Annotated in this window: 18 protein-coding genes; 8 read left to right on the forward strand and 10 right to left on the reverse strand. The window is 64.5% G+C overall.

The window, feature by feature from the left end; translation table 11 throughout:
• From G3A50_RS13205 to G3A50_RS13215, 3 genes are all read right to left on the reverse strand, one after another.
• Nucleotides 1-1,515 carry a tripartite tricarboxylate transporter permease gene (locus G3A50_RS13205; RefSeq protein ID WP_163075706.1) on the reverse strand — a complete coding sequence of 505 codons (1,515 nt, stop codon included), beginning with the start codon at nt 1,513-1,515 and terminating at the stop codon, nt 1-3.
• Between the two features lie 24 nt (nt 1,516-1,539).
• A complete protein-coding gene (locus tag G3A50_RS13210) occupies nt 1,540-2,043 on the reverse strand; it encodes a tripartite tricarboxylate transporter TctB family protein (protein WP_163075707.1) in 504 nt (167 codons plus the stop codon).
• Nucleotides 2,044-2,108: 65 nt separating this feature from the next.
• Entirely contained in the window at nt 2,109-3,128 is a 1,020-nt protein-coding gene (locus tag G3A50_RS13215) for a Bug family tripartite tricarboxylate transporter substrate binding protein (RefSeq protein ID WP_163075708.1), read from the reverse strand.
• A gap of 1,060 nt (nt 3,129-4,188) precedes the next feature.
• On the opposite strand from G3A50_RS13215, the gene G3A50_RS13220 reads away from it, so the two are divergent.
• The 4 genes from G3A50_RS13220 to G3A50_RS13235 all read left to right on the forward strand — a co-directional run bounded on the left by G3A50_RS13220 (nt 4,189) and on the right by G3A50_RS13235 (nt 9,728).
• Nucleotides 4,189-4,641 carry a (2Fe-2S)-binding protein gene (locus tag G3A50_RS13220; RefSeq protein WP_163075709.1) on the forward strand — a complete coding sequence of 151 codons (453 nt, stop codon included), beginning with the start codon at nt 4,189-4,191 and terminating at the stop codon, nt 4,639-4,641.
• A gap of 10 nt (nt 4,642-4,651) precedes the next feature.
• Nucleotides 4,652-6,814: a xanthine dehydrogenase family protein molybdopterin-binding subunit gene (locus tag G3A50_RS13225; RefSeq protein WP_163075710.1), complete on the forward strand. Its 2,163-nt coding sequence runs from the start codon at nt 4,652-4,654 to the stop codon at nt 6,812-6,814.
• A 2-nt stretch (nt 6,815-6,816) separates the two neighbouring features.
• Nucleotides 6,817-8,160, forward strand: a complete 1,344-nt coding sequence (locus G3A50_RS13230) for a cytochrome c (RefSeq protein ID WP_163075711.1) — start codon at nt 6,817-6,819, stop codon at nt 8,158-8,160.
• Nucleotides 8,161-8,459: 299 nt separating this feature from the next.
• Nucleotides 8,460-9,728 (forward strand): cation:proton antiporter, encoded by a 1,269-nt coding sequence (locus tag G3A50_RS13235; protein ID WP_163075712.1) that lies wholly within the window; start codon nt 8,460-8,462, stop codon nt 9,726-9,728.
• A gap of 226 nt (nt 9,729-9,954) precedes the next feature.
• On the opposite strand, the gene G3A50_RS13240 is transcribed toward G3A50_RS13235, so the two are convergent.
• Both G3A50_RS13240 and G3A50_RS13245 read right to left on the reverse strand, forming a co-directional pair.
• On the reverse strand, nt 9,955-10,737 hold the full coding sequence (locus G3A50_RS13240; RefSeq protein WP_163075713.1) for an SDR family oxidoreductase: 783 nt from the start codon (nt 10,735-10,737) through the stop codon (nt 9,955-9,957).
• Nucleotides 10,734-11,060 (reverse strand): nuclear transport factor 2 family protein, encoded by a 327-nt coding sequence (locus tag G3A50_RS13245; protein ID WP_163075714.1) that lies wholly within the window; start codon nt 11,058-11,060, stop codon nt 10,734-10,736. The genes G3A50_RS13240 and G3A50_RS13245 overlap by 4 nt, the downstream gene beginning before the upstream one ends.
• 97 nt (nt 11,061-11,157) lie before the next feature.
• Here G3A50_RS13245 and G3A50_RS13250 point away from each other — a divergent pair, with 97 nt between their 5' ends.
• Entirely contained in the window at nt 11,158-11,529 is a 372-nt protein-coding gene (locus G3A50_RS13250; RefSeq protein ID WP_163075715.1) for a winged helix-turn-helix transcriptional regulator, read from the forward strand.
• Nucleotides 11,530-11,717: 188 nt separating this feature from the next.
• On the opposite strand, the gene G3A50_RS13255 is transcribed toward G3A50_RS13250, so the two are convergent.
• The 5 genes from G3A50_RS13255 to G3A50_RS13275 all read right to left on the reverse strand — a co-directional run bounded on the left by G3A50_RS13255 (nt 11,718) and on the right by G3A50_RS13275 (nt 18,647).
• Nucleotides 11,718-14,261 (reverse strand): membrane-bound PQQ-dependent dehydrogenase, glucose/quinate/shikimate family, encoded by a 2,544-nt coding sequence (locus G3A50_RS13255; protein WP_163075716.1) that lies wholly within the window; start codon nt 14,259-14,261, stop codon nt 11,718-11,720.
• Nucleotides 14,262-14,689: 428 nt separating this feature from the next.
• Complete coding sequence (locus G3A50_RS13260; protein ID WP_246251672.1) at nt 14,690-15,367, reverse strand: HAD family hydrolase; 678 nt, start codon at nt 15,365-15,367, stop codon at nt 14,690-14,692.
• Between the two features lie 41 nt (nt 15,368-15,408).
• A complete protein-coding gene (locus G3A50_RS13265) occupies nt 15,409-16,911 on the reverse strand; it encodes an FGGY-family carbohydrate kinase (RefSeq protein ID WP_163075717.1) in 1,503 nt (500 codons plus the stop codon).
• Nucleotides 16,912-16,944: 33 nt separating this feature from the next.
• Nucleotides 16,945-17,745 carry a BtpA/SgcQ family protein gene (locus G3A50_RS13270; protein ID WP_163075718.1) on the reverse strand — a complete coding sequence of 267 codons (801 nt, stop codon included), beginning with the start codon at nt 17,743-17,745 and terminating at the stop codon, nt 16,945-16,947.
• Nucleotides 17,746-17,786: 41 nt separating this feature from the next.
• Entirely contained in the window at nt 17,787-18,647 is an 861-nt protein-coding gene (locus G3A50_RS13275; RefSeq protein ID WP_163075719.1) for a DeoR/GlpR family DNA-binding transcription regulator, read from the reverse strand.
• A gap of 158 nt (nt 18,648-18,805) precedes the next feature.
• Between G3A50_RS13275 and G3A50_RS13280 the strand changes: the two genes are divergently transcribed.
• The 3 genes from G3A50_RS13280 to G3A50_RS13290 all read left to right on the forward strand — a co-directional run bounded on the left by G3A50_RS13280 (nt 18,806) and on the right by G3A50_RS13290 (nt 21,752).
• Entirely contained in the window at nt 18,806-19,606 is an 801-nt protein-coding gene (locus G3A50_RS13280) for an SDR family NAD(P)-dependent oxidoreductase (protein ID WP_163075720.1), read from the forward strand.
• Nucleotides 19,607-19,807: 201 nt separating this feature from the next.
• A complete protein-coding gene (locus G3A50_RS13285; protein WP_163075721.1) occupies nt 19,808-20,935 on the forward strand; it encodes an ABC transporter ATP-binding protein in 1,128 nt (375 codons plus the stop codon).
• A 19-nt stretch (nt 20,936-20,954) separates the two neighbouring features.
• On the forward strand, nt 20,955-21,752 hold the full coding sequence (locus G3A50_RS13290) for a carbohydrate ABC transporter permease (RefSeq protein ID WP_163075722.1): 798 nt from the start codon (nt 20,955-20,957) through the stop codon (nt 21,750-21,752).
• Nucleotides 21,753-21,776: the final 24 nt, after the last annotated feature.

Genomic DNA, 21,776 nt, shown 5'->3' on the forward strand with positions numbered 1-21,776 from the left:
TCAGCTCGCCGCAAGCGCTGCGCGATTGCGGCGCCACTTCGCGATCGAGGGGATCATCAGCGAGAACGCCAGGGCGAGCCAAAGGCCATTCCCGACCGGTGAGGAGAAGAACACGAGCGGATCATCTCCGCTGATGCGCAGCGCCCGCATGACGTTCGCTTCCAGCATCGGTCCTAGGATCACGCCGATCAGAACCGCCACGACGTTGTACCCGGTACGTCGGCACAGATAGCCGATCACGCCAAAGCCCAGCGTGAGCCAGAGGTCGAACATGTAGCCGCGGGGCGCGAAAGCCCCGACCAGGGTGAAGGCGATGATGATTGGCGCGAGCACAGTGGTCGGGATCAGAACAAGGCGCGACACGTAGCGCGTCAGAGGCAAGGTCGTGAACAGCATAACCGCGTAGGCGATCATCATGGTGATGAACACGCCGTAACCCATGCCGGGATTTTGGATGAACAGGCGCGGCCCCAACTGCACGCCATGATAGGTCAACACGATCAGCATCACCGCCGCGGTCGTGCCGCCGGGCACACCAATGACGAGAAGCGGAATCAGGTCGCCGGAGGAGCAGCCGTTGTTAGCCGCCTCAGGTGCGATCACGCCCTCGGGAATGCCGGTGCCGTATTTTTCCGGCGTCTTCGAGAACAGACGCGACTGCTGATAGGCCACGAAGGCCGCGATGGATGCTCCCGCGCCCGGTATGATGCCGATCACCAGCCCCACAAGGCTGGTCCAGATCATGTGCCAGGTTCGGGCGAAGGCCATCTGGACACCTTCCCAGGTTTCCGCCCAGCCCGCCTGCTTCATCAGCTCGCGTCCCTTGTCGCTGAGTACGGAGGCGCTCTCCATCATGGTCAGCGCTTCGGAGATGGCGAAGACGCCAATCAGTACCGCGATCAGCGGCACGCCGTCATACAGCTCGATGAACCCGAAAGTGGCGCGCGGGGTGGAGTAGATGTGGTCCGCGCCGATCGCGCCGATCAGCAGGCCGAGGAACCCGGCGATGAGCCCTTTGAGCATGTTGTCGGACGCAACGGAGGCGATGAGCGTGATGCCGAACAGCAGGATCACCACCATCTCGACGCTGTGCATGTAGTAGGCGAGCCGCGAGATATAGGGCAGCAGGAAGATCGACAGGCACGCCGTCACCATGCCGCCGACGGTGGATGAGACGAAGGACAGCACGAGTGCCTGCTGGCCCATGCCCTTGCGGGCCATTGGATAGCCATCGAGGCAGGTCGCCGCCGCGCCGCCGTTCCCTGGAATGTTCAGCAGGATCGACGTGATCCCCCCGCCCATGTGCGACGCGACAAAAAGCGAGACCATGAAGATCAGCGCGACATCGACAGGGACCGCGAGGGTGAAGGGGAGAAGCAGAATGATGGTGTTGGCTGCACCGAAACCCGGCATGGCTCCGATAATGATGCCGATCGTGGTCGCGATGATGATCAGCCACAGATAGCTGAAGTTCAGCAGGAACTGGTCGGCGAGAATGCTCAGGCTGAGGTGCATGGGTGAAACTCCACGTCTTGCCGATCAGAAGCCCGTGAGCGCGCTGACGAGGCGCTCGAACGGACCAGGGGGCAAGGCGGTCCTCAAGATCAGGACGAAGAGAACATAACCGAACAGGGCGAGCGAGCCTGCGACGATCGCCGCCCGGCGTGCGCTCATCCGTTCCAGCCAGAGGAAACACGTAAACAGGAAACCGAACGTGCTCAGCGTGAACCCGGCCCAGGGGATGAGGGCCACATTCGCGACCGTAAGCGCGAACAACGCTCCCCGGACGATGGCCAGCTTATGGCTCTCGTAGAGGCTGCGCCATTCGAGGTAGTGGGTGCCGCGCGCCACCCCTATCGCCGTGCGCAAGGCGAAGATGGCGATAAGCAGGAACAGGACGACGGCACAGAAGACGCCGCTTACCTTGGCCTCCCACGCCAGATCCTTAATGGAGATAAGGTAATAGGTCGCGAAACCGGCGCCGAGGATTGGAATGATCCAGTCGGCTCCGGTGGCGACCTTGCCATCGCGGTCGTTATTCATGGCAGAATCCTGCGCAGTCGGCCAAAGGACGCGGGGCGCGCTGCCTCACGCGCGCCCCGGAGAACTCACTTCGTGGCGGTCAGGAGTGAACGGTAGCGGTCTGCCAGCGCGATATACTCTCTCGCCGACTCGTCGCACGCCGCCGCATCGCCGTACTGGATGAACTCCCACGGCGTGCCGGCCTTCTCGGCGACTTCCTTGTAATCGGGGTCGGAGAAGACCTGCTTCATCGTCTCGGTCAGCTTCTTGACCCGATCTGGATGGGCCTTGGCGGCCTTGCTGTGAATGGCGATCGCCCGCTGGCCGGACATGGGCGGGATCTTGGTGCCGAACACCTGGTTCACGGGCGGCGCATTATTGGTGAGGGAGGGCGCGATGTTCTTGTTGTTGAACACGGTGAGGAAGCGCACCTGATCGCCCAGCCCGAGCGAGGTCGACAGGAATGTGGCGCAGCCGTCCACCTCGCCAGTGATCGCCGCAGAGCGGGCGGGGCCGCCACCGCCATAGGGGATCATCCGCACCTTCATGCCGGTCGCTTCAGCAAGCGCAAGCACACCAATGGTGGACGGATGCGGCAGTCGGCTGGTCGACAGCGTGATCTGCCGCTTCTTTCCTTCCTCGACGAGGTCCTGGATGGTTTTGAATTTGCTGTCTGCGGAAACCCAGATGACGGAGTCGTCCACATCCATGCTGCCGATATAGACAAAATCTTCCGGATATTTGTAGTTAACCTTCTGGGTCGCGTACATTATCATTTCCGGGCCAATATTTCCGAAGAGGATATTGTACGCATTTGGCTCGCGCTTCGAGATGAAAACCTCGTAACCGACCTGCCCCGAGGCGCCGGGGAAGTAGGAATATTCGAAGTTCGCGCCAAGATACTTCGACCAAATGCGGTCGAAGGCGCGGGCGGCCTGATCGACGCCGCCGCCTTCCCCTGTCGGGATCAGCACCTGCATCGGCTTGTCCGGAAAGTCGCCAGCTGCATAGGCGGCAGGTGACAGGATCGCGGGTGCAGCCGCGATTCCCAGCGTTGCTGCGGCGACGGTGAGCAGGAAGTCGCGGCGGTTCAGATTGATGTCCATTATGTCCTCCCAATCAGCGGCGATCTGCGCGCCGCTTGGCCGCCTTCGGGCGGCATTTGAATGGCTCAGACCATAGTCGAACCTATCATTTTTTGGTTATATATTGGTTTGTCACGGAGTCAAATTTTCCGTGACCCTTCTTAGCCAGAAGTCGCAACTCTCTCCCGATGCTCGTCGGGAGCCGTGCTCGATGGTGACACTGCCGTGCCACCTGCCGCTTCCGACATATGCCATCGCTCGGATCGGTCGTTATGCCGTTACGATAGCGCGTGGAATATGACCTCGAAGCGGTTCGTCGCGAAGGCCGCATTGCGCTATGTTCAGCGTTCCGAACTCACGGGGCGTGCGGAGCTTCTTTCGCTTCGCGGGCCTGACCATTTGTCGTATTGGTTGGATAATAGTCGACCGAGGCGCCGGCCTATATCTCTTCCGACTTGAATGTCCTGCCGACCCGGTCGGGCGAGACCGCACGTTGCCAGAAGCCTGTACGGGAGTAGGGCTGTCCGCTCCAACAATGCCTGGGCGGTATGGGGCGCAATTCCGTCGATTGCGACATGCGCAGCTTTCGAAGGAGAACGTCGCAGGGATCAAAGAGTGCCCGAAGCCTGCGAGCAAGCTGGCTCGTGCTCGACATATGAAAGCTGAGAGCGCCGTTTTCTCTCTCGGATCGAGTGCGATCGTGCTCTCAGTTCGTCCTGGCCTGCCGTCCCTCCGTCAAGCCGCGATGCCACGCGGAAGTAGCGCCCGAGACGACACTCGGTGAGCCGACGATCGCGCAGTTGGCAGCTGAGGGCATGTCCGCCGGCCGGTCACGACAGCATCGTGGGATTTCGAAAGTTTTGGCCGTTCCAGAGCGGCTTATTGTGGAATCTGCACGAGACGACATTGCCGTACAAATATGACAGACATAATGTAACGCGTAGGAGCTGGCGCTGCGAGCGTCAGCTCCTACGCTCCAGATGCCTTGCATGATATGTTTCATGATACTGCGGCTGTGCCATCAAAGCCTGGGGATGGTGGTGCCCTAAGCGGCGCCGCACAGCTTTGTTTAGGAGGTTGAATGACCAATCTCATCATCAACGGCGTCGCTCATAGCGTGGATGTTCCAGGCGACATGCCCTTGCTTTGGGTATTGCGCGACGTGCTTGGCATGACGGGTACGAAATTCGGATGCGGGATCGCCCAGTGCGGGGCCTGCACGGTGCATTTGGATGGGGTCGCGGTGCGCTCCTGCCAGTTGGCCGTCGGCGATGTCGGCACGCAGGCAGTCACCACCATCGAAGGCGTCGGCGTGACGCCGGAAGGGGCGAAAGTCCAGCGGGCCTGGCTTGACCTTGAGGTCATTCAGTGCGGCTACTGCCAGCCGGGTCAGATCATGTCGGCGGCGGCCCTGCTTGCGGCAAATCCGGCGCCAGACGACGCGGCCATTGACGCGGCCATGGCCGGCAATCTCTGCCGCTGCGGAACTTATGTGCGTATCCGCGAGGGGATCAAGCATGCTGCGCGGTCCTGAAGTCCCCCACATGAACGGTCCCGAACTCTCGCGGCGTTCGCTGCTGCGCGCAGGCGCGGCGCTCGTTGGTGGGCTCATCATCGGAATTGGCCTCCCCGTGCGGCGCGCCCGGGCCGACGAGCCCGCTCCGGTCGGCGCGTCGCTTAATGCCTTCGTGCATGTGCCGACGGAAGGCCCGGTTCGGCTTGTCATGCCTGCAGTCGAGATGGGCCAGGGCGTGTACACTTCGCAGGCCATGTGCCTCGCCGAGGAACTGGACATCGGCCTCGACCAGGTTGTCGCCGTCCATGCTCCAGCTGACCAGGCGGACTACGGAAATCCAATCTTCGTCATCCAGGCCACTGGCGGCTCTACCACCACCATGGCGTGGACCGAACCGCTGCGGAAGGCCGGGGCCACCGCGCGCGCCATGCTGGTTGCCGCCGCGGCCGCCGAATGGAACGTCGATGCGAGCGAGCTCACCACCGACAAGGGCGTGATCTCTCATGCCGGCAGCGGACGCACGCTGAGCTATGGAGCGGTGGCCGATCGTGCCGCCGCCATGCCGCCGCCGGCGGATGTCGCGCTCAAGTCACCCGACAAGTTCCAGCTCATCGGCACCTCGCAGCCCCGCATCGACACGCCCGCCAAGGCGACCGGCGCGACGGTGTACGGCATCGATGTGATCCGGCCGGGCATGAGCTACGCCTCCCTGATGGCGCCGCCCGTGATCGGTGGAACGGTTGCCCATGTCGAGGAGGCGCCGGCCCTCGCGGTGCCCGGAGTGCGGCAGGTGGTCGTCCTGGACGACATGGTGGCCGTGATCGCCAGCAACAGCTGGGCCGCACTGCAGGGGCTGCGGGCACTTCAGATCGAATGGACCCCCGGTCCGAACGCCAGGCTCGACCAAGCGCAGCTTTGGGCCGGCATCGAAAAAGCGTCGGAGGGCCCCGGCGTGCCCGCGCAGAAGGAAGGCGACGCGCTTGCAAAGCTCGGCGAGGGGACGCTGTTCGAGGCGACCTACGAGTTGCCTTTCCTGGCCCATACCCCGATGGAGCCGATGAACTGCACGGTCCATGTGCATGACGGGGTCTGCGACGTGTGGGTGGGAACGCAGGTTCCCGGCAAGGCGCAGGATGGCGCGGCGAAGGTGCTTGGCATCGAACCTGCGAAGGTGACCATAAACAACCATCTGATCGGCGGCGGCTTTGGTCGACGTCTAGAGGCCGATTACGTCATCACCGCCACCCGGATCGCGCAGAAGGTGGATGGGCCGGTGAAGGTGATCTGGTCACGTGAGGAGGACATAAGGCAGGACCCGTTCCGCCCGCTCTATCACGACCGGCTCAAGGCCCTGCTGGAGAACGGGCGTATTACCGCCTGGCATCATCGTGTCACGGGCGCATCAATCCTCGCCCGCTGGCTGCCACCGGCCTTCAAGGACGGGATCGACGGCGATGCGGTGGATGGCGCGGTGCACCCTCCCTACGCTTTTGGCGACATTCTGGTGGATTACGTCCGCCATGAGAGCCCGGTGCCGGTTGCCTTCTGGCGCGGCGTCGGCCCCAACAGCAGCATCTTCTCCATCGAGTGCTTCCTTGACCTGATCGCTCGCAAGACCGATGTCGATCCGGTCGCCTTTCGGCGGAACCTGCTGGAAGCGAACCCGCGCGCGCTCGCCGCGCTGAACGCCGTTGTCGCAAAGGCCGGCTGGGGCACGCCCGCGCCGGCCTCGGCTTTCGGCGGCCGGGTTGGTCGCGGCGTCGCGCTGATGCATGCCTTCGGCAGCTACCTCGGCTGCGTCGCCGACGTCGCTGTGAATGATGCGGGTGATGTGCGCGTGACCCGGGTTGTCGTCGCCGCCGATGTCGGCCGGGTCATCAATCCCGACACCGTTCTCGCGCAGATCCAGGGTGGGGTGACCTTCGGCATCACCACGGTGCTCCACAACAAGGTGACGATCGCGGGCGGGCGCGTGGAGCAGAGCAACTTCCATGACTACCGGCTGATCCGCATCGACGAGATGCCGGCGATCGAAGTCGACCTGCTGGCGAGTACCGAGAACCCTGGCGGTATCGGAGAACCGGGAACGGTGATCGTACAGCCCGCCGTGGCGAATGCGATCTTCGCCGCGACCGGGGTGCAGCTCACCCGCATGCCGGTCGACGCCGCGCTGATTGCAAAGGCGGTCTGATAATGCGGATCAGGAAGATCGTCCTCTCCATCTTCGCGGTTTTCGTGGCCGCTGGCGTGGCTGCGCTTGGCGTCATCGGCTGGATGGTATTCCAGCCGGGGCCTTACGGTTTCGCCGATGGCACGCCGGTGGTGCTCGCCGACTATACAAACGCCTCGCCCACCGGCGTGCCGGTGGAGCTTGCCAGCGCGGATGCGGCGACAAAGGACGCTTACATCACCCGCATGGCGGACTGCGAGGCGTGCCACACCGCCAGGGGCGGCCAGCCCTTCGCCGGTGGAAGGCCTTTCGTGCTGCCCTTCGGCACCATCTATACGCCCAACATCACCCCGGACGAGGAAACCGGTATCGGCAAATGGACGGATGCCCAGTTCCTGAACGCCGTGCATCGCGGTATCGCGCCTGACGGGTCGCGCTACTACCCGGCCTTTCCCTATGCGTCCTACACGCTGCTGACTGACCAGGACGCGCTCGCCATCAAGGCGTATCTCTTCGCGCTGAAGCCGGTGCGGCAGGCCAACAAGCCAAACACCTTCGCCTTCCCGTTCAACCAGCGCTGGCTGATGGCGATCTGGGCGACTCTGTTCAACCCTGATGAGCGTTTCCGGCCGGTTCCCGAGCAATCGCCGGAATGGAACCGTGGCGCCTATCTGGTCGAGGCCGCCGGGCATTGCGGCGAGTGCCATACCCCGCGCAACCTCCTGCAGGCGCTCGACCAGCGTCGCAAGTTCGGCGGTGGCGTCGCCGAGGGCTGGAACGCGTATAATATCTCCACTGACAAGGTGAGCGGCGTCGGCGACTGGTCGGCGGAGCAGCTCACAGCTTACCTTTCGACAGGATATGCCCATGGCCGGGGCGTGGCCTCAGGCCCCATGGGCGAAGTCGTGGAACTGAGTCTGGCGCATCTGACACCCTCCGACACCGGCGCCATCGTCACCTATCTGAAGAGTGTGCCGCCGGTTGCCAGCAACCTGCCCGGGCTCGCCGGTGCCGCGCCCGCGACGCCGCAGGTGGCCGGTCTCGACAACCCGATCGGCAAGCGCATGTTCGAGGGTAATTGCGCCAGCTGCCACGCCTGGACCGGCGCCGGCGCGGTGCGCGAAGAGGCTCAGCTGACGGGGGTGCGCGCGGTCAACGACCCAAGCGGGGTGAACGTGGCTCTGATGGTGCTCAACGGCTCGGGGGCAGGCGAGCCATGGGCCGGCCATCCCACCATGCCGGGCTTTGGACGGGCTTATTCCGACACCGAAGTCGCCGCTGTGGCCAACTATGTGACCGCCCGTTTCGGAAGCACGCCTTCCGCGCTCACACCTGCCGACATCGCAAAACTCCGGGAAATGGAGTGAGCGCGTTCCGGCCTACCGTCGGCGGGTGAGGGGGATTCTGGTACGCCGGGGAGGCCGGGACCCGCTGGGCTCCACAGCCTCCATCCCGGTTCGACGCCATGTCGCGTTCGGCGCATTCTGATGCGGGGGACATGGGCGCGCTTTGGGTCGTGCCGTCTGGCACCGACATTTTTGGAGCCATCGCCGGTGCTGGCGCAGGGACTTTTTTGTTCCTGTAACCAACTGGTACTAAATGAGAAAATTATATTCATTGCCCCCGATGTGGGATTTGCCGGGCGCCGTCCGCAGAAGGAGAGTTGTTGCTGTCGATCTTTGAGCTTTCCGCGTTGCTTTTGACCCTGTCCGCCGGATTGGGCTGGATCAATCACAAGTTTCTGCCGATGTCGCGCAGCGTCGGCCTGCTTACCATGAGTGTCGCTGCCTCACTGATACTTGTGGCGATCGACGTCCTCTATCCGAGTGAGCATCTCTTCGCTCCGCTGACGGGCGCGCTCCTGAACATCGACTTTACGTCGGTGGTAATGGACGGGATGCTGGCATTTCTGCTGTTCGCCGGCGCGCTGCATGTGGACCTTAAGACGCTGGCCAGCCGCGCTCTTCCGGTTGTGGTGCTCGCGACCTTCGCGACGATTGCGTCGACCTTCATCGTCGGCTTCATGATGTGGCAGGCGGCGCGCCTGCTTGGCCAACCCCTGCCGCTGCCGTGGGCGCTGGTGTTCGGCGCGCTCATCAGTCCCACCGATCCGGTGGCCGTCATGAGCACGCTGAAGAACGTGAAGGTGCCGGCACATCTCGAGGTCGAGATGAAGGGAGAGTCGCTGTTCAACGACGGCGTCGGCATCGTCGTTTTCACCATCCTGCTGGCTTTTGCGACGGGCCAGGGTGGCGAGGAGACCACGGTATGGTCGATCACCGAGCTGCTGTTCGCCGAAGCTGGCGGAGGGCTGCTGCTCGGGTTGGTCACTGGCTATGTCGCCTACCGAGCCATGCGGTTGATCGACGATTATTCCATCGAGGTGTTGATCACGCTGGCACTGGTGACCGCTACCTACGCCGTCGCGCAGCGCCTTCATGTCAGCGGACCACTGGCGGTTGTCGCCGCGGGACTGCTGATCGGATATCGAGGCCCGCGCGACGCGATGAGCGACCGCACCCAGACCTATGTCTTCGGCCTCTGGACGCTTATCGACGAGGTGCTGAATTCGGTGCTCTTCCTGCTGATCGGGCTGGAAGTGCTGATCCTCCGCTTCGATCCGCATGCCCTGCTGCTGGCGTCGATCGCCATTCCGATCGTTATCGCCGCGCGTTTCATTGCCGTTGGCGTGCCGACATTCATGCCATGGGCCGGCCAGGTGATGTCGCGCGGCAGTGTCGTGTTTCTCACCTGGGCCGGGATCCGGGGCGGCATATCGATCGCGCTTGCGCTCTCCATTCCGGAGGGGGAGGCCAAGTCCTGGATCCTCGCGGCGACCTACGCCGTCGTGCTGTTCTCCGTGATCGTGCAGGGGTCGACCCTTGGCTGGGTGGCCAAGCGTACCGTGCTGGCGCGGAAGGGCGGCGGGGGGTAGGCGGACTGTCCCGTTTCGCCGTGGTCGATGAGGCTCGCCATGGTGGACGATGAGGAGCGTCCGGCCGATGGGACCGCCTTGATCGGTGTGCGGGGCGATGAGAACCGGCTGGCTGTCATGAGGATCACGCCGGGCCCCTCATGGGGCGCGGCGTGATCTTGAATAGGCCCCGCCTCGGGGGGATGCCCCCCAGGCTGTGCTGAAATTCGCGGAGGGAGCCCCCAATTCAAGCGGTGGGAACAGTCCCGCCGTCGATGACATATTCGGTACCGGTTATCGCTCCAGCGCGCGGCGATGCCAGGAATGTTATCAGATCGGCGATCTCGGCCGGTTTCGCCGGTCGGCCGAGCGGGATTCCGCCTAGAGAATTCATGATGATCCTCTTGCCGCCCTCATAATCGGTCCCGGCCTCCCTCGCGAGCCGTTCCGCGAGCGCCACGGCGGCGTCGGTCTCGATCCAGCCAGGCGACACGCGAACCACCCTGACGCCCTTGGGGGTCACTTCCTTCGACAGGCTCTTGCTATAGGTCGACAGCGCCGCCTTTGCGGCTGCATAGGCGGTCGTCGATTCTGGCAATGGCAGTTCGTGCTGGATCGACGTCACATGGATGATGACGCCTGAGTTCTGCGCGATCATCGACGGAAGCAGTGCCCGATCGAGCCGGACCGCAGGCATGAGATTGTGATCGATCTCCTTCTGCCATTCCTCATCGGTCAAGGCCGCAAAGCCACCCGCCGGCGCGCTCGATCCTCCAAGCACATTGACGAGGATGTCGATGCCGCCGAACGCGTGAACCACTTCCTTGGCGACGTTTGCGCAGCCCTGCGCGGTCAGCAGGTCGGCCGCGATGTAATGGATTTTGCCGGTTCCATTCTCGGGCACGGTTCGGGCCGTTGCCGCGACGCGCGCACCTGCGTCCGCCAATGCCTGAACCACCGCGGCGCCCGTGCCCTTGGTGCCGCCCGTCACAAGGGCGCGCTTTCCATCGAGGCCAAGATCGAAGCTCATGGGACGATCTCCAGCCGGGCGATCGCGTCACCAGAGAGCGTGAAAGCGTAGCGAAGGTCCACCGGACTTCCCGGAAAATTTCCAATCAGATGTGCGGTGACGATGACCCTGTCACCCTGATCTTCGATGGCTACGGGCTCGGCGACGTATTGATACTTCGCGGATGCCTCGGACTTCCAGGCCGCGATCGCCTCGCGCCCCGTATAGGTCTTCTTCTCGTCGACGACCACGGCGTCGGCCGTGAAACATGCGGCAACCGCCGCGCCATCCGCCGCATCCGCCGCAAAGTAGTCGGCTATGGATTTGGGTAATGCGAGGGTCATGATCGATCTCCGGGTTGACCTTGTCTGGAGACTGAAAATGCCCTAACTTTCCAAAATCGCAAGAACACACGAAAAAGTAAGGTACTAACTAAAAAGTATGTCGCACCAATATACGAGAGAAACAGCGGCCGAGGGCGTCGAGAACGCGCTCAAGCTTCTTGAGGGACGCTGGAAGCTGGTGATCCTGTTTCACCTCTTCGGCGGGCATGTTCTGCGCTTCTCCGATCTCGAACGCGCGATCCCGGGGATCTCCCAGAAGATGCTGATCCAGCAACTCCGGCAGATGGAAAAGGACGGGATCGTGCGCCGCATCGTCCATCATCAGGTGCCTCCGAAGGTCGAGTACTGCCTCACGGACTGGGGTCAGGCCCTGTGCCCGGCTCTTGATGCGCTGCTCACCTGGGCGGCGCAGCGCGAAGGCCTCGATGGAGGAAATCAGAACGTTCCGAGCCAGGACGCAACGATATGAGCTTTATTGAAGGCCCGGCGGGACACGATCGACGAACGGGTCGAGCAGGGGTTCAGCGATAAACCCGCCCGCCGTGAGTGCCTTCGGCCACCGAAAAATGATTGGGGTCGCAGGACCGGTTCGACCCCTTTGGGCCAATTCTCCCGCCCTGGCCGTCGAGAATTTGAGCGCAACCTGCCCCCGGCGGCCTATCCGGGATTGGGAAGCGCGTAGGCGATGATCGAGTCGCCGGCTTCGGTTCCGGTCGAGCCGTGACCGCCGGCGACGACGATGAGGTACTGCCGTCCGTCGGCGCCGAGATAGGTCGAGGGCGTGGCCTGTCCACCGGCGGGCAACCGTGCCTGCCAGAGCTGTGCACCGGTCTTCAGGTCATAGCCGCGCACATAATAGTCGAGCGTTCCACTGAGGAAAGCGACGCCGCCCTTGGTGATGATCGGCCCGCCAATGCCGGGAACGCCCATCTTGAAGGGCAGGGGGATCGGCGAGAGGTCGCGCACCGTGCCGTTGATGTGCTTGTACACGGTCTTGCCGTTGGTCAGATTGACGCCGGCGATGTAGCCCCAGGGCGGGGCCTGGCACGGCAGCCCGATGGGCGAGAGGAAGGCACCCATTTCGCTCGCATAGGGCGCACCGAAATTCTCGTTGAACACCGCCTCGCCATCCTTGGTGACGACCCGTTTGTCAGCGTTGGGCCGGGGGACCATCTTCGAAGTGAAGGCGAGATAGACCGGCATGCCGAACAGGACCTGGCGGTTCGGATCAACCGCGACCGCGCCCCAGTTGAACGCGCCGAAATTGCCGGGATAGATGATCGAGCCCTTCTCCGTCGGCGGCGTATAGCGGCCCTCATAGTTGAGGGAATGGAACTTGATGCGACAGGCGAGCTCGTCGAGCGGCGTGGCGCCCCACATGTCCTTTTCCTGAAGCGGCTCGGGCTTGAACGAGATGGTGGACACCGGCTGCGTCGGCGCCGTGGTGTCGCCCTTGACCGCTCCGGTCGGTGCCGGCTCCTCCGTCACGGGGAGAGCCGGTTCGCCCGTCTCGCGATTGAGCACATAGATTTCGCCCTGCTTGGTTGCCGCGACCAGCGCGGGAACCTCGACGCCGCCGATGGTCAGATCGACCAGGCTGGGCTGCGCGGGCACGTCCATGTCCCACAGGTCATGATGGACCGTCTGGAACACCCAGGCGGGCTTGCCGGTGTTGACGTCGAGCGCGAGGATGGATGACGAGTATTTCTCGACGCTGGGGCTTCTGCCGGCGCCATACTGGTCCGGCGACTGGTTGCCCATCGGCAGGTAGATCAGCCCGAGCTTGGGATCATAGCTGGACACGCTCCAGGAGTTGGGCGCGTTCTCCGAATAGGTCTCGCCATTGCTGATCGGCGCGGTGGCGTCGGGATTCTTGGCGTCGAAGTTCCAGACCAGTTCGCCGGTATTGACGTCGTAGGCGCGGATGACGCCGGAGGGAGAGGTGGTGGCGACGTTGTCGTTGACCGTACCGCCCACGATGACGAGCTTGTCGGTGACCACGGGCGGGGAGGTGGCGTAGACCGATCCGGGTGTGACATTGGGCATGTTCGCCCAGAGGTTGATGGTCCCGTCATCACCCCCGAAACCGGGGCAGATCTTGCCGGTCTCTGCGCTGAGGGCGATCAGCCGGCCATCCGAGGTGGGCGCGAACAGGCGCTTCACGCAGGTGGGATCGACCGGTCCGGCCGCTGCCACGCCCTTGCGATCGACAACCGGATTGGGCGCGCCGGGCTTGGCCTGGCCGGTGACGACGTTCTGGGGCACGCCGGCAGCCTGCGTGGTGACATCCGCCGCGCTCTCCGCGACGCGCTGCGCGTCGGGCGTTCCCTCGGGGCCACGCGCGGGGGACGGGGTCTGCCCGGCCGTGACCAAGGCCGAGCTGCCATCGTAATAGGACACGCCACGGCAGGTGAGATGCTGGGTGGTCTGCTTGAGGGTCTGTTTCAGCTGCGGATCGAAGCGCCACTTTTCCTTGCCGGAGACCGCGTCCAGCGCGATCACCAGACTGTGCGGCGTGCAGATGTAGACCGTGTTGTCGATCATCAGCGGGGTCACCTCATAGGTGGCTTCCGTCGGATCGTTCGGGCCGCGTATGTCGCCGGTCCGATAGGTCCAGGCCACCTTCAGCTTGTCGACATTGGCCGGGGTGATCTGATCGAGCGGTGAGTAGCGCCGGCCCGCCGCGGTCCGTCCATAGGCCTGCCATTCGCCGTCGGGGACGGTGCTCTCGACATTCCGGGTCGCCGTCATCGTCGCGTCGGAGAACGCCCCGGCCTGATCATGGGGGCTTTGAAGCATCGAATAACCGCCAATGACCGCCGCCAGGGCGATCGACGCGGCGAGCACGCCACTCGGCAGGCCATAGCGGCCCCGGCCTTCGCCCTCGCGGCGCAGCGACCAGACCATGGGCGGCAGCAGCAGAAGCACACCAAGCGCGACCAGCAGGCTGCCGCGCGCGGACAGCGCCCACCAGTCGAAGCCGACCTCATGGACCGCCCAGGCCAGCGTGCACAGCAGGGTCAGGCCATAAAGCGCCAGACCCGCGGCGTGTCGCCTGAGCAGGAGGAGGGCCGACACGCAGATGAGCGCGCCGAGAAGGATGAAAAACCAGGACCCGCCGAGGGCGGCAAGCCACGCCCCGCCGATCAAAAGAAAGAGCCCGACCACAGCGATCAGGAGCGAAAGCAGGATGCGATACATGTTGCGCGCGCCGTTCTTTTTGCGGAGCCGACGGCATGGCCGGCCGCTTGAGAATTGATGGCAGCGGCGGGGCAAAAGCCCACCATTAACAACCCAACGTCGAGAAAGCCGGGATGTTCCAATAAATTCGCATCGAAAATAGAATCAAGTCATTTAGTCCAGTTCACGTTGAGTAATGAAAAAATAGAATAGACGATAAAAATTATAATTTGTGATTATGTAATGCAGAAATTACAGAAATTGTATTCATTTTGGGGATTATCATTTGACTTTATAGGTCGATAATTGTTGCAATAATCTGCATTCAGGTCTCGGCGCCTGCCTTTGATAAGGCGTGCCGGGTCCGCGCCGGCAGGTGTCGGGTCGACGGGGCCGGGTGGCGAGAGGCGGGTGAGCCCATCCCGCCGTTTCCGGCCGCAAACTGTCGATCACGAGCCGTTGGCGGCGGGGTGAAACAGCGTCAGGACATCCGCGAGCTGGTCGATCTCGAGATCGACATCGTCGAACCCGCCCCCGCTCGGCCGGTAGCCGACGACATGAAGGCCGGCGGCGCGCGCGGAGATGGCGCCGGCGCGGCTGTCTTCCACCGCCACCACCTGCGAGGGCTCAAGACCCAGCCGCATGCAGGCGGCGAGATAGGGTTCAGGGTCCGGCTTGCCCCGTGCCACGTCATCGAGGCTCAGCGAGAACGCCATCGCGTCTCCAATGCCGAGCGCATCGATGTTCGCGTCGACCACGCTCCGGCTGGAATTCGACACGCAGGCCTGAAGGATGCCGAGCCGCTGCAGCGCGCGGATGGTCGCGACCGCCTGCGGCAGGGCGATGAGGCTGCCGCGGGCCTCGACATAATGGGCATTGATGGAGGCCAGCCATGTCGCCTCGCTCACCTCACTCGCGAGCCGTGGCGAGATCTGCCGCCAGACATCGCCCATGTGAATGCCGCGAAAGGCCTGATCCGGCAGGTCCGAGAGGTCGGTTCCAAGTGCCTTGCAGGCGGCCAGAAGCGCGCGATGGTGAAGCGGTTCGCTGTCGATCAGCGTGCCGTCAATGTCCCAGGCGACAGCGGCGAGGCGGCCGGAAGGTTCGCGGATGCGAGACCTGCTCACGCCAACCCCGCTCACGCCAACCCCGCTCACACCAGACCCGCTCACGCGACACGCCGCTGGGCCGCGAGGCAGCGATAGAGATCGCGATAACGCCGATAGCCCGCCTCATACACCTCGGCATGGGCGGGGTTGGGCTGGAGCACCTCGTCCTGCTGCACGAAGCGGGCAATGCCGGGCCAGTCGGCGAGGCCCACGCCCACGGCGGCGGTCCAGGCGGCACCGAGCGAGGAGCCGGGATGACCCTTGAGCCGATGAACCGGCTGGCCGAGCACATCCGCGATGATCTGCATCCACACCCGCGAGTTCGAGCCGCCATCCGACACCAGCACACGTTGGGCGGAATGGCCCATGTCGCGCAGCACCTCGACATGGTGCGCGCTGGCATAGGCATAGGCTTCGAGCAGTGCGCGCCACAGATGGCCGATGTCGTGGGACAGGGTGAGGCCATCGAAGACGCCGCGCGCGGCGGGATCGTGGATCGGGGTCTTCTCGCCGAGGAAATAGGGCAGGATCATCAGGCCATCGGCGCCCGCCGGCCGCTCGGCGGCGAGCCGGTCGAGGTGCTGGTGCACGCTGATGCCCTCGCGTTCGGCGGCCATCGCCTCGCCGCCGGCAAAGGTGCGCACGAACCAGTTCAGGCCCGAGCCGCCGGTCGCCATGCAGCCATTGGGCATGAACAGGCCGGGGATGAGGTGGTAGTCGAGATAGAGCCGCGGATCGGGCTTCACCTGATCGGTGGCGACGAGAATGTCGATCGCGCCGCCGAACTTGATGAGGATGTCGCCCGTCTGGGTGACGCCGGCTCCGAGGGCCGAGGCGATCATATCGGCCGCGCCGCCGATAATGGGTGTGCCGGCCACAAGGCCGGTGGCGGCGGCGCCTTCGGCGTTCACCCGGCCCATCACCTCGTGGGAGGCGGTCTTTCGCGGAACGGCGCTGCGGGGAATGCCGGCCCAGGCGACGAGTTCGTCGTCGATCTCATGGCGCGCGACATCGACGAAGCCCGCCTCCAGCGCCCAGTTCTGCTCCACCGCCCGTTCGCCGGACAGCCGCCAGTTCACGTAGTCATAGGAACCGAACACCGTGGCGATGCGGGCGAAGACCTGCGGCTCGTGCCGCGCGATCCAGCGCAGCTTGGCGGTGACCAGCTGCTGGTTGATGCCGTTTCCGGCCCTGGCGATGAACGAGGCCTCGTCCTTTTCCGCGCGCAGTTCGGCGACCTCGGTGCCGCAGCGCCCGTCGCTCTGCTGGATGGAGGGGCGCAGCAGGTGGCCCTCCGCGTCCAGCAGCACGACGGCCGGCAGCATGCCGGTCACGCCGATGGCGGCGATCTCGGCCGGGTCGATGCCCGCCGTGGCGATCAGCTCGCGCGTGATCGCGCAGACATTGTCCCACCACTGCGCCGGGTCTTCTTCGGCCCAGCCCGCATGAGGGGAAGACAGCGTCACCGGCCGCGAGGTCATGGCGGCGATCTCACCGGGAAGCTTGAGAAGCAGTCCGATGGTCGACGTCGTGCCGATATCGAGTCCGAGGACGTAGCTCATGAAGGCACCTGTGCGCAGGGAAGGGCGTCGTGATCAGCGGATGGCGTTCACGACATCCATGAAGCGCGACACGCGCGCCGCCTCGACGGGGTTCCAGGTGTTGCCGTCGACCTTGAAATGGGTGCCGATGACCACGCCGGAGGCGACCGAGAACACGTCGCGGATATTGTCGATGTTGACGCCGGTATTGGCGAAGATCGGCACCTCCTTCACCGTCTCGGCGACCTTGCGCAGATGCGACTGGTCGGCCGGCTGTCCGGTGATCGGGCCGGAGACCAGGATGGCGTCGGCGAGCGAGGAGAACACCGCGCTCTTGGCGCGCAGCTCGATGGGGCGCTGGTCGAGCGAATGGGCGAACTCGGCGTTGATGTTGAAGAGCATCTTCATGTCGTCGCGCTTCAGATCATGGCGCAACCGCGCGGCCTCGGCGCAGTTCGGCTCCCACAGGCCCATGTCGGAAGCGAACAGGCCGGTGAAGATCTCGCGCACGAAGCTGGCGCCGGTGACCGAGCCGATCGCGACCGTGGCCACCGGATCCCACAGATAGTTGACGCCGAACGGCACCTTGAGGTGCGGCTTCACCGCCTGCACGATCGCCGTCATAGCCGCGATCGATGCCGGGGAGCCCTTGAACACGTAGGGGCGGTCGTTCTCGTTGCCGAACATGATGGCATCGACGCCGCCGGCCTGAAGCTTCTCGACATCGGCCAGAACGCCCTCGATCAGCTTGTCGAGGCCGCCATCGGCGTCATAGAGCGGCGCTCCCGGAAGGGCGCCGATGTGAGCCATGGAGATGACGACCTTCTTCTTGTCGCCAAAGCATTCGAATACCATTCTCAATACTCCTTGAGGGTCGGCTGCGCGGCTGGCGCGCGTCAGTTTCCGGGATAGGGGGGCGCGATGCGCACATCCACGCGCGCCGCAGTGAGCGCGGCGGCGATGCGCGGGGGCGGCTCCGCGTCGGTGATGAGCATGCTGATCTCGCTGAACGCGCCGACCTGCACCAGCGACATGCGCTGGAACTTGGCGGAATCGCACAACAGGATTCGAAGCCCCGAGCGGCGCAGATAGACGCGCTTCATGTCGGTGTCCTCGAACGAGTAATCGAAGAACCCCTCGGCGGTGATGCCCGACGTGCCAAGAACCGCCGCGTCGAACCAGAGCTTCTCGAACTGCGCGACGGCGGTCGGCCCGTAGACCGACATCTCTTCCGCGCGCACCCGGCCGCCGGCGACATAGACCTCCGGCGCGCCGCCATCGAGCAGGGCGGAAATGCGCAGGCTGTTGGTGAACACCTTGAGGTGGGCCGCGTCGCGCAGATGGCCGGCCATCAGATAGGTTGTGGTGCCGACATCCACGGCCAGCGTCCGGTACCCGGCAACCAGGGTCGCGGCATAGGCGGCGATGGCGCTTTTCGCGTCGCTGCCCCGACGCAGGCGCGCATCGAAGCGCGGCTCCTCACTATCCATGGCGATGCTGGCGGGGGCGTCGGCGAGCACGGCGCCGCCATGCACGCGCACCAGGCGCCCCTCGCGCTCCAGTTCCACCAGATCGCGGCGGATGGTCATGTCCGACACGCCGAGATCGGCGGCGATGGCGGTGACGCCGATGGAGCCGGTCATGCTGAGATGTTCGAGAATGCGGGAATGACGCACATGGGAAAGCATGCGCTGGCGCTCGTCGCCGCCGGCCTGCTCCTCCCCAGCCTTGTCCCGAAAAGACGCTTCTTCAGCCATCGCACCACTCCGCCCGATCACATTCCCATGGTGATGAGGGATTCGCGACCACCCGGCCAGCACTGTCTAGCCCATCAAACAAACAATATCAAACATAACTTTATTCTTGATGTTCGATCGTGTTTGGATAAGTCTGTTGCCGACATGAGGAGCCGCCAATGATCCCGACCACCGCGCCCACGCCGGTTTATCCTGAACTCGCAGGCCGCCGCGCCTTCATCACCGGGGCGGCCGCCGGTATCGGGCGGGCCATTGCCCAGGCGCTGTCGCGTCAGGGCGTGACGGTGGCGATCGGCGACATCAATCTGGCGGCGGCGCGGGACGCGGCGGATGCCCTGGGCCATGGCGCCGTGGCCATTGGCATCGATGTGCGCGAGCGGGCGGGCGTCGCGGCCAGCCTCCAGCAGGTGCTGGATACGCTCGGCGGCTGCGACCTGCTCGTCGCCAATGCCGGCGTCTCCACCATGACGGCCGCGCTCGACCTCACCGACGAGGAATGGGACTTCAACTTCGCGGTCAATACCCGCGGTGTTTTCCTTACCAACCAGATCGCGGCGCGGCATTTCGTGAGCGAAGGCAAGGGGTGCATCGTCAACACCGCCTCGCTTGCGGCCAAGGTGGGCGCGCCGCTTCTGGCGCATTACTCGGCATCGAAATTCGCGGTGCTCGGCTGGACCCAGGCGCTGGCGCGCGAACTGGCGCCGAAGGGCATCCGCGTCAACGCGGTCTGTCCCGGCTTCGTCGCCACCAGCATGCAGACGCGCGAAGTCGAATGGGAAGCCCAGCTTCGCAACATCACGCCCGAGCAGGTGGTCGCGGACTACATCGCGCAGACCCCGCTCGGTCGCCTCGAACAGCCCGAGGATGTCGCCGACGTGGTGGCGTTCCTGTGCTCCGACCAGGCCCGCTTCATGACCGGGCAGGGCATCAATGTGACGGGCGGCGTGTACATGACCTGAGGCTCCAGCCCGGCGCGGCGCTCTGCCCGAACGCGGAGCGGCGCAACGGATATCGATCAACTCGCAAATTTTTATGTTTGATTTTGTTACATTCCTGCTCGTCTACCTGACGGGTTCCACGTGTCGAGGCCGCCTCGCCTTGAGGCGCCGTCACTCCGAAGGCTTCGGCCTCGCGCGCAGGAAATGGACCAGGGACGCCCGATGTCGTCGATTGAACTCGATCATGTCTCCAAGCTCTACGCCAACGGCGCCTATGGCGTGCGTGACGTCGACCTGACGATCGAGGAGGGCGAGTTCGTGATCTTCCTCGGCCCGTCGGGATGCGGCAAGTCGACAACGCTGCGGATGATCGCGGGGCTGGAGAGCATTTCGTCCGGCGACCTGCGCATTGGCGGGCGCGGCGTGAACAACGTGGCCCCGCGCGATCGCAACATCGCGGTGGTGTTCCAGTCCTATGCGCTCTACCCGCATATGAGCGTGCGCGACAATATGGGCTTCGGGCTCAAGATGCGCGGCGTGGCGCGGCCGGTGATCGAGACCAAGATCAACGAGGCCGCCGGCCTGCTCGGCCTTACCCCCTATCTCGACCGCAAGCCGGCCGCGCTTTCCGGCGGCCAGCGCCAGCGCGTCGCGCTTGGCCGCGCCATCGTGCGCGATCCGGTCGCCTTCCTGCTCGACGAACCGCTGTCCAATCTCGACGCGCAGCTGCGCGCCGAGATGCGGCTCGAACTGGTGAAGCTGCACCGCCGGCTTGGGCGCACGATCGTCCATGTCACCCATGACCAGGTCGAGGCCATGACCATGGGCGACCGCATCTGCATCATGCGCGAGGGCCGGATGGTGCAGGTCGGCCGGCCGCTGGATGTCTATGCCGACCCGGTCGACACCTTTGTGGCGAGGTTCCTCGCCACCCCGCCGATGAACCTCATCCCCGCCCGTCTGGAGAGCCGCGGCGACGGGCTGATGCTGATCGGGGCAGGCTTCGAACTCGCGGTTCCCGAGCGCCATCGCGCGGCCTATCAGCCCCACAGCGGGCGCGAGGTGATCTTCGGCCTGCGCCCGGAAGACCTGCACGAGGCGCCGCAACCGGGGCTGCAGCGCCTCGACCTCACCGTCGTCGCGATGGAATCGCTCGGCGTGGAGAACATCCTGGTCGGCCAGTTCGGCCTTGAGCCGGCGCTGGAGATGTCCGCCCGGCTCTCGCGCCATTTCACGGCGCAGATCGGCGCGACCGTGCCGCTCTATCTCGACCTCACGCCGATGCACCTGTTCGATCCGGAGACCACGCGCGCCCTGCCGCGCCCCAGTCTCCGTCTGGTCAAGCCCTGAGCCATACGGAGGAAACGGCATGCGGCACGTTGCACTTCATCTGGGCTTGCTCATCGTCTGCGCCGTCATCCTCCTTCCAATTCTATGGGTGGTGCGCACCAGCTTCCTGCCGGAGGCGATGTCCTATTCGACCCACCTGCTGCCGGCGACGACGGTCGACAACTACGTCGAGCTGTTCACCACCACGCGCTATGGCCGCTCCTATTTCAACAGCCTGGTCGTCGCCTTCGGATCGGTGGTCATCGCGCTGCCTTTCGCGGCCATGACCGGCTATGCCTTTGCCCGGTTCAAGACCAGCGGGAAGGGCGGGCGCTTCGCGGTTCTGGCCACGCAGATGCTGCCCTCGGTGGCGATCGTGCTGCCGGCCTTCGCGCTGTTTCGCACCGTCGGCCTCTCCAATTCGCTCACCGGCCTGGTCATCGCCTATGCCGCGCTGAACCTGCCGTTCCTGATCTGGATCCTGATGGGGTTCTTCGAAGGGATTCCGGTGGATCTGGAGTGGGCGGCGCAGACCGATGGCGCCACCGCCTGGGGGGCGTTCTGGCGCATCGTGCTGCCGGTCTCGCTGCCGGGCATCGCGGCGGCCGGTGTGCTCGGCTTCATTCTGACCTGGAACGAGTTCCTGTTCGCGCTGGTGCTGAGCGGCCCGCAGACCGCGACGGTGCCGGTCGCGCTGTCCTCGCTGCAGACCTCCAACGGCGTCCAGATCGCGAAAGTCTCCGCCGGGGTGGTGCTCGCCATCCTGCCCTTGGTCATCGCCTCCCGCTTCATCCAGCGCTTCATCATTCAGGGCCTCACCTTTGGCAGTGTGAAGTAGCGGCTGAACTGCGCGGCGCCTCCG

Source organism: Ancylobacter pratisalsi (assembly GCF_010669125.1).
Taxonomy (GTDB): Bacteria; Pseudomonadota; Alphaproteobacteria; order Rhizobiales; family Xanthobacteraceae; genus Ancylobacter; species Ancylobacter pratisalsi.